This window comes from Halomonas cibimaris, from assembly GCF_055379665.1.
The window spans coordinates 626,469-639,231 of the sequence record NZ_AP043828.1 but is presented as its reverse complement, the minus strand read 5'-3'; the positions used below and the strand labels follow the sequence as shown (position 1 = coordinate 639,231).

The window sequence follows — 12,763 nt, the reverse complement described above, 5'->3', positions numbered from 1 at the left end:
AGGTTGCGTTTTTCTGTTGGGCGGCGGAGTCGCCGCGTCGCCGGATGCTTTAATACGCATCCGCCAGGAAAAAGTAAAGAGGCGGCCGCGTTTTGTGCCCGCACTTTGGCGCGGGCACCCGGCGCTTAAAACGCCACGGTAAGGCCTAGATTGTAGCGGCGGCCGTCGAGGACCTTTTCGAAGTCGGCGTAGTTCACGTTTTTGTCCAGGGCGTTGTACACGCCGCCAAACAGCTTGGCGCTGGGCGTGAGCTGATAGGTGGTGCCCACGTCAACGAAGGTGTAGGAGGGGATTTCCCGGCCGCTGCTGCCGTGAAACTGCGGCGCGCCGCTGGAGCGGCCGCGGAAGTTGACCCGGGTCCAGGCGGAAAGCGGGCCTTGCGGCGCCCAGTCCAGGGTGGCATTGGCCATGTGCTCGGGCAGGTTGTTGAGCGATGCGCCCTTGTCATCGCCGCTTTTCTGCTCGGAGTCGGTATAGGTGTAGCTGGCGGTAAGCGAGTAGGTCTCGGCCAGCGGCAGGGTCAGCGTGGCTTCAATGCCCTGGGTCACGGCCTTGTCGATGTTCTTGCGGGTATCGATATAGGCGTATTCGTGGTCGTCGCCTGCCACGATGCACTCCGGTGCTACGTCGTCGCCGCGGTAGGCGCCGCTGTAGCACACCGGGTCCTCGGCGATTTTGTCTTTGAACTTGTTGTGAAAGACGGTGAGCCCTGCCTGAACGCCGCCGTCACTGTCCCAGCGCACCCCCAGCTCTTTGTTCAGGCTTTTTTCCGGCTCCAGATCCGGGTTGCCGATGAGCAGGGCGTTGCCGCCGGGCCCGCCGGTGGCCTGGCCCCAGCTCGGCGCGGTGTAGCGCAGGTCCGGGGCGCGATAGCCGCTGGTCACTCCGCCTTTTATTGTCCACTGCGGTGTTGTGTTCCACACGCCGTAAAGCCGCGGCGTCCAGTGGGTGCCGTAGTTTTCATCCTTGTTCAGGCGCGCGCCGCCGGTAAGGGCGAAGTCTTCGGTGAGCATCCACTCGTCTTCAACGAACAGCGCCCACTGCCAGCGGTCGATCTGCCCTTCGCCGTCTGCCAGGGTGTTGCCCTGGCTGGTGAGCTTTTGCGCCCCGTACTGGCCGCCAAGCGTTAGCATGTGCATGCCCAAAGGCAGCACCGTCTGGGTGTTGAACACGGTGTTTTCGTAGTCGATGCCGCCCCGGGCGCTGGGGTTGCGGACCTTCTCGTGCTGCACGTAGCTGTCTGAGGTGCCGATATCCCAGCTGCCTTGGTGGCTGAGCGTATAGTGGCGGCGGTCGTATTCATCCGTGGAGCGGGTGTTGGGGCCGCGCCGGCCTTCTTCGGCGATGGACTTGCCGGGATTGGTGGTGCGCTCCTGCTCGCTATAGCCGGCTTCCAGGGACAGATCGTGATCCTCGGAGACGTTCCAGCTCAGCTCGGCCGTGGCGTTGGCCAGGCGCTGGTCGCTGTAGCCGTTGACGATGCGGTCTTCGTCGCGCTGTGTGTACTGCCCGTAGACCTTGAGCCCGAGCACGTCTTCTGTGAGCGGCCCACCCACGTAAAAGCGGCTCTGCTGGCGGTCGCCGGAGTCGGCGTCTTCCTGAATGGTGGTGTCGACGGTGACGCTGCCGCCCCATTCCCGTTCGACGCTGCGGGTGATGATGTTGATCACCCCGCCCAGCGCGTCAGAGCCGTAAAGCGATGACATCGGCCCGCGGATGACCTCGATTCGCTCGATGGCGGAAAGCGGCGGCAGCCAGCCCTGCTCGATGCCCGGGCCGTCGCTGCCGGGGCGCGTCTCGCGGGAGCCCTGGCGCTTGCCGTCCACCAGCATCAGCGTGTATTTGGCGCCCATGCCGCGCAGGCTGATGTCCTTTGAGGAGCCGCCGCCGGTGACGATGACGCCGGGCACGTTTTTCAGCGCGTCGGTGACGTCGCGGTAGGCCTTGTCTTCAAGGGTTTGGCGATCGATCACGCTGATTGAGGCCGGCGCATTTTTGGTCTGCTGCTGGTGGCCGGTTGCGGTGACCACCACATCGTCAAGCTTGGCGGTGTCTTGGGCCTGGACAGCGGCGCTGGCGAGTCCGGCCATGGCCAGCGCCAGCCCGCGCTGGGAAAACCGGGAGTGGGGACGTAAGGCCTGCCGGGGCGGAAGAAATGACATGAGGTTCCCTGACGGATGCGGTGTGTGAATTAGCAACGCGCTATAAGCTAATGGGAATACTTTTTATTTGCAATAACTATCGCATCCATACGGGAATTTTTCGTGCTACAGCGCCGCCGCGACGGCGTGGAATCGTTGCCCAGCGTTCGCCGCAAACGTGTGCCGCAAACGTGTGTCGTAAACGTCGAGCACAAAAAACCGGGCCGCGTTGGCGGCCCGGTTAGAGGAACGGCGTTACGCGCTGTGCCGGTTCGCGTCAGCCGGCGTTGCGCGGTGCCGGCTGGGAAAATACCGTGACCTCGGGCAGGTCACCGGTAAATTTCTCAACGTCGGCGACCCCGGTCTGCCCGCAGTTGGCCTGGGCCAGCTTGGAGGTGGCAATGCCCGGCGTCAGCACGTTGACGTCGCCGTAGCTGCACAGGCTGCCGATATTGCGGGGAGTGACCGGGTCGAACCAGCCGCCTTCCTGCACGCGGATGACGCCGGGCATGATGTCTTCGGTGACCACCGCGCCGGCGAGCAGCTGCCCGCGATCGTTGAACACGCGCACAACGTCGCCATCCTTGATGTCGCGCGCGCTGGCATCCCGAGGGTTGAGCCAGCAGGGCTCGCGCCCCTGCACCGCGTAGGTCTCGCGGAAGGAGGTGCCGCAGATTTGCGAGTGCAAACGCCCGCGGGGGTGGTTGCTGGCAATGCTCAGCGGGTAGCGGGTGGTGGGGCCGTCAAGCCGCTCGATGGGCTCAAGCCAGGTCGGATGCGGCGGGCAGTCGTCGTAGCCGTACTCGGCGACGGCGCGGGAGTAGATCTCGAACTTGCCGGTGGCGGTGCCCAGGGCGTTGAGGATCGGGTCTTCGCGGAAGGCTTCGTGCCTGACGAAGTATTTCTGTTCGTCCTTTAACGGGAAAGCCAGCGGCTCGTTGGAGTCCCAGAACACGTCAAAGACCGGCATTTCCATGCCCTTGGCGCGGGCCTCGATCTTGGCGCCTTCGTAGAATCCGCGAATCCAGTCCATCTCGGTGCGGCCTTCGGTAAACTCGTAGCCCTTGCCCATCTTGTCGGCAATGGCGGCGAAAATGTCGAAGTCGTTGCGCGCCTCGAACTGCGGCTCGACGATCTTTTTCATCGCCACGACATGGCTCAGGGCGTAGTCGCCGAGCTGCTCGATGTCGTTGCGCTCGTAGGAGGTGGTGGTGGGCAAAACGATATCCGCGTGCCGCGCGGTGGCGGTCCACTGGAAGTCGTGCACGATAAAGGTGTCCAGCTCCCGCCAGGCGCGGAGCATCTCGTTGCGGTCCTGGTGGTGGGCAAAGGGGTTGCCGCCTGCCCAGTAGGCCAGCTTGACCAGCGGAAGCTCAATCTCGCTGCCGTTGAACTGCATGGTCTCGCCGGGGTTGAGCAGGGTTTCGACGAAACGCGCCACCGGGATCATGATATCGCTGCCGGACTCGTCGACAGAGCCGCCGTCACCGCCGCCGGCGGCATCGCCGATGGCCTTGAGAATCGGGCTTTCGTGAGTCGGTGCGCCGCCGGACGAATAGTGATAGCTAAGGCCGTAGCCGCCGCCGGGCAGGCCGATCTGGCCGAGCATGCAGGCCAGGGTGACCAGCATCCAGGTGGACTGCTCGCCGTGGTGCTGGCGCTGCATGGAATAGCCCAGCGCCAGCATCGTGCGGTGGCCGGCAAAGCGCCGGGCCAGATCGCGAATGGTGTCCGCCTCAAGGCCGCAGATCTCCGCCGCCCAGTCGGCATCCTTGGGCTGGCCGTCGGTCTCGCCGGTCAGGTAGGGGAGGAACTTGTCAAAGCCGCTGGTATAGCGGTCGAGAAAGGCCTGATCGTGGAGGTCTTCGCTGTACAGCGTATGGGCAATGCCCAGCATCAGCGGCACGTCTGTCTGCGGCTTGGGGGCGATCCATTCGCCGTCCAGGTACTCGCAGGTCTGGGTCATCAGCGGGTCGATGGAAATAGCCTTGACGCCGGCTTTCTTGAGCGCCTCCATGCCCTCGAAGGCCCCGTGGTCGGCGATCTGCCAGGAGATCTGGGAGTTGTTGCGCGGATCGCAGCCCCAGTACACCATCAGCTCGGTATGCTCGGCGAGCACCGGATAGGTGGTGCACTGCTCGTAGACTTCGATGGAGCCGCTGACGTAGGGCAAAATCACCTGGGCCGCCCCGGTGGAGTAGTCACCGATGCTTGAAGTAAAGCCGCCGGTCAGGTTCAACATGCGCCGCAAAAGCGTTTTGCAGTTGTGCAGCTTGCCGGGGCTTTTCCAGCCGTAGGAGCCGCCGTACACCGCCTGCTGGCCGTAGGTGTCGCGCACCCGGGTAATTTCCCTGGCGACCAGGTCAACCGCTTCTTCCCAGGTAACGCGGACGAAGTCGCCGTCGCCGCGGCTGTCCGGGTCGGCCCCCGGTCCCTGCTCCAGCCAGGCGCGGCGCACCATCGGGTAGCGGATGCGCGAGGCGGAATAGATCGAATCGCGCACGCCTGCCAGCATCGGGGTGGGGTGGGGGTCTTTGGCCCAGGGCTTGAATTCGATGGCGCGGCCGTCTTCGACGATGCCCTTGAAAGCCCCCCAGTGGCTGCCCGAAAGAATGGCCTGCCGGCCGCTTTGGGCCCAGGCGCCGCGGCTTAGCAGCGACATCGAAAACGGCAGAGAGCCCAGTGCCGCGGTGGCGGCAGAGCCCTGGAGAAAACGGCGCCGGGAGAAGGCGCTGACGGAAGCGTCGGAAAACTTGGTACTCATGCGGACTCTCCTTCAATTCGTTCGGTCGCTATCGCTTCTTCTCCCTCAAGCGCAGCGGCAGACTCACCGATCAGGGCAAGCACTAAATCGCCGGCGGCGGCGTAAAAGCCGTCGGCGTCCTGGCGGGACAGCGCCGCGCAAAAGGCCGGCACCCAGCCCTGAAGCCGGCGGGTCATGGCCCGGGCGAGGGCGGTCTGGCTCTCGCCCAGGGCCATGGCAAGGGCGGCAAGTTCAACGGACAGGTGGTCCGCCGGCTCGCGGTACGCGCCGCTGACGTGCCGGTCAAGGGCGCGCAGGGTGGCTTCCATCTCGGCCACCGGCGTGCCGCCGAGCACCGTGCCATCGGTGCCCGGCTGCCAGGCGCTTTCGTAGGGCAGCACGGCGCTGGGCGGAAAGATGCCCTCGAACAGCGCCGTATAGCGACGCTGCAGCGTGACGGCAAGCGCTGCGGGGGCTTCCCGGGTAAGGGCCCGGTCAATGGCCCGGGCCGTTTCTTGGGCGCGCAGCCGCTCACCGATTTGCGCCCGCGCATCGCGCCCGGCCGGGGCGGCGTTGGCTTCAACCCATTCTGCGTCGGGCGGGGCGGCAAAGGCCCCGCCAAGCCAGTCTGCCGCGGCCATCAGCGTGGCGATGTCGGCTTCGCGGCTCATTGCGGCACTCCTTCGCTGGCGTGCTTGGGCACCGGCTTGCCGGTTTGGTCGGGCGACAGATCGCTTGAGTGGTTTTGCAGGTAGGCAAGGATCAGGCGGTATTCGTCGTCGCTGAAGGTGGTGAAGCGCTCCATGGACTTGAGCGTACCGACCCACTGGTTGGCCGTGTAGTGCTCCTTCGCCGGCAGCGTATGGCAGGACGAGCAGCTGGTCTGGTAGGCGTTTTTGCTGTAGCTCCAGAGCGCATCGAGGTCAACGTTCACGTCGCCGACGTCAGACCAGGCCTGCAGCGTCACCGGGCGCCATAGCTGATCGGTGTCAGGATCGGTTTCGGTTTCGCCGCGCTGGGTGGCCTCAATGGCGTCGTCGCCAAGGGCGGCCATGATGACCCGCTGGCCTTTTTCCTGATAGATCACCATGGGGGAGTTGGCCGGCTGCCAGCCTGTGATCTCGAACTTGAGCCTGTCGTCTTTGCGATCCAACACTTCAAGCGAGGCGCCGCCAAGAAGCTTGCCGTCTTCGTTTTCACCGCGGGAGGCGTCTGCAGAAAGGTACAGCGACTTGGTGCCGGCAACGTAGATGCGCTCGCCCACGTCGATTTTCTGCGGCTTGCTGGTGGGCAGCGGCGGGCGGTTGTCCACCACGTTATCGAGCATCACCACTTCTTCGGTGCGGTTGGGTTCAGGCATGCCCGGCGCCGGATTATCAATGGCCGGCAGGTGGTTCAGGTAAACGGCCATGGCCTGCACGTCTTCCCAGGGGAGCTGGGAGGTGTTTTCGATCACTTCTGCCATGTCGCCGCCGGCCTTGCGGCCGATGGGGCTAATGCCGGTATGCAGGTAGTTGGCAATGGAGGCGGCCGACCAAAAGCCGATGCCGGTTTCGTCCGGGGTGATGTTGGGGAAGTAGCCGGTGCCTTCGGGGTTTTCGCCGCCGGCGTAGCGCATGTCGCCGGGTACGTTACCCATGAAGGTGCGCGGCGAGTGGCATTCAACGCAGTGGCCGGCGCTTTCCACCAGGTAGCGGCCCTTCTCGAACTGCTCGTGGTCCACCCCTTCCGGCAGGCTGTCCGTGCTTACGCCGATCTCTTGGGTGCTTTTGTCGTTAAGAAAGGCAAGCCGCCAGACACCGATGCCCCGGCGCAGGTTGTAGGGGAACTTGAGCTCGTGGTCGGGCACGACCTTGTCGCTTTCCGGAAGCGCCATCATGTAGGCGTAGAGGTCACGTACGTCTTCCGGCGCCATGCGCACATAGGACGTGTAGGGAAACGCCGGATACAGGTTTTTGCCGTCGGGCCAGGGGCCGCCGGGGCCGACGCCTTCGCGCAGTGCGCGGTCAAACTCGGCCAGGCTCCAGCCGCCGATGCCGTGCTCCGGATCGGGCGAAATGTTGGGCATGTGAAACTTGCCGAAGGCGGTATCCAGCACCATGCCGCCGCCCAGCTGTTCGTCGCTCTCTTGGCCGGTGGTGGCGTGGCAGGTGGCGCAGTCGGAGGCGACGAAAATGCGCCGGCCGTTGTCGAGATCGGCCTCGCCCTTGGCGCTTTCAATATCGGGAATGTCGTGTGTCGCCGACCACATCCAGGGGGAGGTGAGGACGAGGAATCCGGCGACGCCGACGGCGGCAAGTGCCACCACCGTCACGGAAATTTTTTTGCCTTTGCTTGGCATGGCATGCTCCCTTGGTTGGCGCAAGACGGTTGCGCGTCGCTTACGCAATACGCGTCTTTACGCAATACACAGCTCGAATAATCGAACTTGAAAAATCGGCTATTGTTGTATTTTCTTAATAGACGGTACGAGTTTTTACGTATTTATGAAACAGTATATAATAGTATCTTAATAAATTACGATGCTGGCGGCAGGTGCGATGCCCCATAAACTGCACTTTGGTTGATGCGCGTCAACGGTGCCGTTTTACTATACGTATTCAGTAAAACAATCCGAAAAGTAAAAGATGCTTTTTATATATGTTTTATTATCAGTTTCTTTTATGTTAGCTGAGAGCGGCCCGCGCGGTGTGCATGAGCCGCTATCGGCAGAAAGGCCAGAACTCCAGCAGGCCGTCGCACCGAAACTCTGCCTCGCAGGCCGCCAGCTGACGCTGATAGCGTGAGGCGCTGCGCGATACCTGACGGGCCGCTTGACGGACCGCCGGCTTGCGCCGATAGGAGCCGCGCTGATAGCCGCCCTGTCCTTCGTGATAGGCCAGATACAGATGCTCGGGGTTATGAAGGGAGAGCCCTGTCATGCGGTGCGTGCGGGCGTTGTACCAACCGATGAAGTCGGTGGCGTGCTTCATGTGGGTGCGGCGTGCAAAAAGGCGCCCGGCGTCGTCTTTGTATTCTCCCCAGACCGGGTCCTGAGCCTGCGCGTAGCCGTAGGCCGACGAGGGGCGCGTCCAGGGAATAAAGCCCAGCAGCCGCCTTCGCGGCGGTTTTACATGGCTGCGAAAGCTGGACTCGCGCTGGATAAATGCCATCTGCGTGGCGATAGGTGTGCCCCATTTCGCCTGCGCGTCTCGGGCGTAGTCGTACCAGTCGGGCTGTTCGCGAAAGATCTCGCAGATATTTTGCTGGTTGGGCGGCGGCGCCGGCGCCAGCATGGCACAGCCGGTCAGCAGGGCGGCCAGCGCCGGCACGCTGACCGTCTTTAAAAGCGATGCCGGACGGCAGCGGGATTGCATGGTCGTAAAGCTCCTTTTTTGCAGCGCACTCGCTTGCAGGCCGGGTATGTTCAAAGGCCTGCAAACAGACCAGAGTGCTTATAATAGGTTAGGATGCTTATAATAGACCAAAGCACTCAAGACGGGCGTTGAAAACGCTGACACTCCCTGCCCGCCGCGCTACGCGCTCATCGTCTTTGACGGCGGATTTTTAATCGGACGCCTTTAGAGGCGATTTGTAATGAACACACGTTACCGAATCGGAGCTGACCATGCCTGCCATGCTGCACGTGTACTTTCCCTTTAACGGCCCCTTTGGCGAGGCCATGCACGAGATGATGGCCGAACTCGCCGCCAGCATCAACGAAGAGCCCGGCCTGCGCTGGAAACTCTGGACGCAGTCTCCTGAGCGCTGCCAGGCCGGCGGGGTGTATCTTTTCGATGATACGGCCAGTGCCGAGGCCTACCTTGCAAAGCACAGCGCGCGCCTTGGCGAGATGGGCATTGCCGGTATCGAAGCGCAGATCTTTGAGGTCAACGAGCCTTTGTCACGCATCAACGGTGGGCCGCTCGGCCGGTAGGCGGCGATCACCCGGCTGGAAAGCAGGCCGGGTGGGCCCGCTGCATCAGTTGCGGGGGTCGTCTACCGGCTTGTTCGCCGCTGCATCGCGCGGTGGCGTAGCGTGGTCATCGGGGCGCACATAGGGGCGGCGCAGGGCAATACGCAGCGCCGGGATGAACGTCAGCAGCAGCAGACCAAACGGCAGCCCGCTGGCAATGGCCGCCGACTGAAGCGCATCCAGCCCGCCGGCGCGCAGTAGAAAGGCGGTCACCAGCCCCACCGCCGCGACCCAAAAGAAGCGCTGCCGCCAGCTGGGGGCGTTACCGTTTGAGGTAAGCGTTGAGACCACCAGCGCGCCGGAGTCGGCCGAGGTGACGAAAAATATCAGCACCACCAGCACGGCCACGCCCGTGGTAAAGGTGCTGAACGGGAGATAGTCGAGCAGGCGATAAAGGCTCTCGTTGGGGGCAACGGTGACGATCTCGGCAAAGCCGGCATTTTCGAAAAGCTCCAAAAACAGCGCGTTGCTGCCAAACACCGTCATCCACAGAAAGTTGAACAGCGTCGGGACAAACAGTACGCCAAGCAGGTACTCGCGAATGGTCCGGCCCCGGGATACCTGAGCGATGAACATGCCCACAAACGGCGACCAGGAAATCCACCAGCTCCAGTAGAAAATCGTCCACTGCGACTGCCATTGGGTGCCGGTGTAGGTTTCATTCCACGTAGACAGCTTAGGCAGGTCGTTTATATAGGTGCCCAGATGCTCACCCAGCGCCTTGAAAATGAAAAGCGGCTGGCCGGCAAACAGTACAAACAGCATCAGGCCTGCCGCGATGATCAAGTTGAGCTTGCTGAGTAGACGAACCCCGTTACCCAGCCCGCTGAGCACGCTGACCATGGCAAGTGCGCACACCACGCCGATCACGCCAAGGTTGAGCCCCAGGCTGGCGTCCAGCCCGGTGAGCTCAGCGATGCCGGCGCTGGCCTGGCTGGCACCGAGCCCGAGAGAGGTGGTGATGCCAAAAATCGTACCGATCACCGCGGCCATATTGGCCACCCAGCCCACCCGGCGCGCCCAGGCGGGGGGCAAAAGCTCACGCAGCGGCGCCTCAAAGCTGAGCCTGTGACCGGTGTTATAGTGAAAAAACGCCAGCGTCAGCCCGACCAGCGCGTAGATGCCCCAAGGGTGCAGCCCCCAGTGCAAAAACGTCATCTCCATAGACACCTGGGCGGTTGCGGCATCGCTATCCAGGTACGGGCCAAATGAAGCGTAGTGCTGCAGCGGCTCGGACACGCTGTAGAACAAAAGCCCGATGCCCATGCCGGCAGCAAACAGCATGCCAAACCAGTCAAGGCGGCTGAACTCGGGGCGTGCGTCAGGCCCGCCCAGGCGAATCCGAGCCAGCGGCGTAAACAGCAGATACAGGGAAAACAGCAGCACCGCGTTCATGATGAGGATGAGCAGCCAGCCGGTAGAGCTTGCCATGGTGTCCTGCAGGCGGGAGAACAGCGCCGCTGCCACGTCACCCTGCCAGCCTACCCACAGCAGCAGCAGGGCAATAACGGTGGCGGAGGTGATAAACAGGCTCATTTTCTTGAGCGATGGCATGGTATCGGGCTTCCGTAAAGCGAGCGTGTTGCGCGCCAATCGCCTGTTTCAAAAAGCACAGGGCACAGAGCATGGCGCCGGCGTCCGAATACTATATCAGACCAACAGAATATATCAGACCAACAGAATATATCAGACCAACAGAATATATCAGACCGGCAGAATACATCAGGCCGGTGAAACACGGCGGCAAGATTTGGGGGGGCGGCTTGAAATAGCGCTTGAAAGGGCAGACGTTGGGGGTAGCCCGGCGCGCCGCCGATGCATCGTTTGCGTCGCCGCTACGCGCTCGACCATCCACAAGGGAGGACGACATGGCAAAGACACATCAAACCATCAACCCGGCCACCGGCGAGCCCATCGCCACCTATGAAATGCTCAGCGACGAACAGGCGCTGCAAGCGGTTCGTGACTCACACCAGGCCTTCCTTGAATGGCGCAAAACCAGCCTTGAAGAGCGCGGCCACATCCTGCGCGAAATCGCCCGGCGGCTGCGGGCCAACAAGGAGGAGTACGTCGCTCTGATGACCCGGGAAATGGGCAAGCCGATTGCCCAGGGCGGCGGCGAGATCGAACTGTGCGCGGCCATCTGCGAATACAGCGCCGATAACGCAGGGAAAGAGCTGGCGGATGAAGAGCGCGAGCTGCAAGGCGGCCGAGCCCTGGTCAGCTACCAGCCCACGGGCGTGATTTTGGGCATTCAGCCCTGGAACTTCCCGTTTTATCAGGTCATACGCTACAGCATCGCCAACATCATGGCGGGCAACACCGTGCTGCTCAAGCACGCCCCCAACGTCTGGGGCTCGGCGGTGGCGATTGAAAAGCTCTTTTGCGCGGCTGGCCTACCGGACAACGTGTTTCGCAACCTGCTGATCGACGCGGATCAGGTCAACCCGCTCATCGAGCACGAATACGTGCGCGGCGTCACGCTGACCGGCAGCCCGCGCGCCGGCAGCGCCGTGGCCGCCAAGGCCGGCGAGTGCCTGAAAAAATCCGTGCTGGAGCTGGGCAGCAACGACGCCTTTTTGGTGCTGGACGACGCCGACATCGACCAGGCAGCGGAAATCTGCGCACAGGGGCGCATCTACAACAACGGCCAGACCTGCGTGGCGGCCAAGCGCTTTATCGTGGTGGATTCGGTCTATCAGCAGTTCCGTGACAAGTTCGTCGAGAAGATGCGCCAGATCGAATACGGCGACCCCACCGACGCAAATACCCAGCTCGGCCCGATTGCCCGGGAAGACCTGCGCGACACCCTGCACGACCTGGTCAAGCGCTCCGTGGACGCCGGGGCGACCTGCGTATTTGGCGGCGAGATTCCCGACGGCCCGGGTTATTTCTACCCCAGCACCGTGCTGGAAGACGTGAAACCCGGCATGCCCGCCTATGACGAAGAGCTGTTCGGTCCGGTGGCCTCCCTGATTCGCGTGAAAGACGAAGCCGAGGCCATCCGCGTGGCCAACGATTCCCGCTACGGCCTGGGCGGCGGCATTTTCTCCAGAGACGAAAAGCGCGCCGTCGACATCGCGCGCAACCTGTTCGATACCGGCATGGTCAACGTCAACGGCTACAACATCGCCCAGCCGCAGCTGCCCTTCGGCGGTGTTAAAGACAGCGGCTACGGCCGTGAGCACGGCGGTTTCGGCATGAAAGAGTTCGTCAACGTCAAATCCGTGATGATTGCGGACCAATAAGCGACGCTTTTCGACAAATTAACGTCGCTTTTTGCACTTTTGTTATAACCTGGACAGGGGACACTGGCATCAACGTTTTGCCAAGAGGTCCCCATGAACCGCAATGTCATCCTCACCTGCGCCGTTACCGGCGCCGGCGACACCACCGGTAAGAATCCCAACGTACCGGTAACGCCCCAACAGATCGCCGACAGCTGCATCGAGGCCGCTCGCGCCGGTGCCAGCGTGGCGCACATCCACGTCCGCGACCCGGAAACCGGCGGTATCAGCCACTCCACCGACCACTTCCGCGAGGTGATGGAGCGGGTCCGCGAGGCGGATACCGACATTGTCATGAACATCACCGCCGGCGGCGGCGGCGACTGGACCCCGGATCCCAACGACCCCACCCGCGGCGGCCCCGGCACCGACATCCAGACCCCGGCCCAGCGCCACGAGCCGGTGGGCGAGCTGCTGCCGGAACTCTGCACCCTGGACTGCGGCAGCCTCAACTTTGCCGACATGGTCTACATCAACACCGCCGACTGGCTGCGCGAGCATGCCCGCCTGGTGCAGGCTGCCGGCGTCAAGAGCAGGATTCGAACCTGCGACCCTCGGCTTCGGAGGCCGGTCTTTCCCAATTTTACTGAGCTCTATTTTGTTCCGAGGTAGTTTCTGAAAACCTGAAAACATCCAT

The 12,763-nt window shown here is 62.7% G+C and carries 8 protein-coding genes, 1 tRNA gene and 1 pseudogene; 3 read left to right on the top strand and 7 right to left on the bottom strand.

Annotated features, from left to right (window positions below; translation table 11 throughout):
* Positions 1-125 precede the first annotated feature (125 nt).
* The 5 genes from ACZ415_RS02930 to ACZ415_RS02910 all read right to left on the bottom strand — a co-directional run bounded on the left by ACZ415_RS02930 (position 126) and on the right by ACZ415_RS02910 (position 8,240).
* Entirely contained in the window at positions 126-2,162 is a 2,037-nt protein-coding gene (locus ACZ415_RS02930) for a TonB-dependent receptor domain-containing protein (protein WP_344701722.1), read from the bottom strand.
* 256 nt (positions 2,163-2,418) lie between these two features.
* Complete coding sequence (gene torA, locus ACZ415_RS02925; RefSeq protein WP_344701720.1) at positions 2,419-4,905, bottom strand: trimethylamine-N-oxide reductase TorA; 2,487 nt, start codon at positions 4,903-4,905, stop codon at positions 2,419-2,421.
* Entirely contained in the window at positions 4,902-5,555 is a 654-nt protein-coding gene (locus ACZ415_RS02920) for a TorD/DmsD family molecular chaperone (protein WP_344701718.1), read from the bottom strand. Before ACZ415_RS02920 ends, torA begins: the two co-directional genes overlap by 4 nt.
* Positions 5,552-7,225, bottom strand: coding sequence for a c-type cytochrome (locus ACZ415_RS02915; protein WP_344701716.1), 1,674 nt, complete (start codon positions 7,223-7,225; stop codon positions 5,552-5,554). The genes ACZ415_RS02920 and ACZ415_RS02915 overlap by 4 nt, the downstream gene beginning before the upstream one ends.
* Before the next feature lie 361 nt (positions 7,226-7,586).
* Positions 7,587-8,240 carry a transglycosylase SLT domain-containing protein gene (locus tag ACZ415_RS02910; RefSeq protein WP_344701714.1) on the bottom strand — a complete coding sequence of 218 codons (654 nt, stop codon included), beginning with the start codon at positions 8,238-8,240 and terminating at the stop codon, positions 7,587-7,589.
* 251 nt (positions 8,241-8,491) lie between these two features.
* Between ACZ415_RS02910 and ACZ415_RS02905 the strand changes: the two genes are divergently transcribed.
* Entirely contained in the window at positions 8,492-8,800 is a 309-nt protein-coding gene (locus ACZ415_RS02905) for a monooxygenase (RefSeq protein WP_344701712.1), read from the top strand.
* Between the two features lie 45 nt (positions 8,801-8,845).
* On the opposite strand, the gene ACZ415_RS02900 is transcribed toward ACZ415_RS02905, so the two are convergent.
* Positions 8,846-10,393 carry a BCCT family transporter gene (locus tag ACZ415_RS02900; protein ID WP_344701710.1) on the bottom strand — a complete coding sequence of 516 codons (1,548 nt, stop codon included), beginning with the start codon at positions 10,391-10,393 and terminating at the stop codon, positions 8,846-8,848.
* A gap of 314 nt (positions 10,394-10,707) precedes the next feature.
* Between ACZ415_RS02900 and ACZ415_RS02895 the strand changes: the two genes are divergently transcribed.
* Entirely contained in the window at positions 10,708-12,087 is a 1,380-nt protein-coding gene (locus ACZ415_RS02895; RefSeq protein WP_344701708.1) for an NAD-dependent succinate-semialdehyde dehydrogenase, read from the top strand.
* Between the two features lie 93 nt (positions 12,088-12,180).
* A pseudogene (locus ACZ415_RS02890) lies at positions 12,181-12,678 on the top strand (beta-keto acid cleavage family enzyme); the annotation flags it as partial.
* Here the strand turns inward: ACZ415_RS02890 and ACZ415_RS02885 are convergent.
* A tRNA-Ser gene (locus tag ACZ415_RS02885) sits at positions 12,654-12,729 on the bottom strand. The pseudogene ACZ415_RS02890 and the gene ACZ415_RS02885 sit on opposite strands and share 25 nt — an antisense overlap.
* Between the last annotated feature and the right edge of the window lie 34 nt (positions 12,730-12,763).

Bases quoted from the DNA above. Each gene is read 5' to 3' on its own strand.
- ACZ415_RS02910 (WP_344701714.1), bottom strand. From the start codon at position 8,240: ATGCAATCCCGCTGCCGTCCGGCATCGCTTTTAAAGACGGTCAGCGTG.
- torA (WP_344701720.1), bottom strand. From the start codon at position 4,905: ATGAGTACCAAGTTTTCCGACGCTTCCGTCAGCGCCTTCTCCCGGCGC.
- ACZ415_RS02900 (WP_344701710.1), bottom strand. From the start codon at position 10,393: ATGCCATCGCTCAAGAAAATGAGCCTGTTTATCACCTCCGCCACCGTT.
- ACZ415_RS02930 (WP_344701722.1), bottom strand. From the start codon at position 2,162: ATGTCATTTCTTCCGCCCCGGCAGGCCTTACGTCCCCACTCCCGGTTT.
- ACZ415_RS02895 (WP_344701708.1), top strand. From the start codon at position 10,708: ATGGCAAAGACACATCAAACCATCAACCCGGCCACCGGCGAGCCCATC.
- ACZ415_RS02905 (WP_344701712.1), top strand. From the start codon at position 8,492: ATGCCTGCCATGCTGCACGTGTACTTTCCCTTTAACGGCCCCTTTGGC.
- ACZ415_RS02915 (WP_344701716.1), bottom strand. From the start codon at position 7,225: ATGCCAAGCAAAGGCAAAAAAATTTCCGTGACGGTGGTGGCACTTGCC.
- ACZ415_RS02920 (WP_344701718.1), bottom strand. From the start codon at position 5,555: ATGAGCCGCGAAGCCGACATCGCCACGCTGATGGCCGCGGCAGACTGG.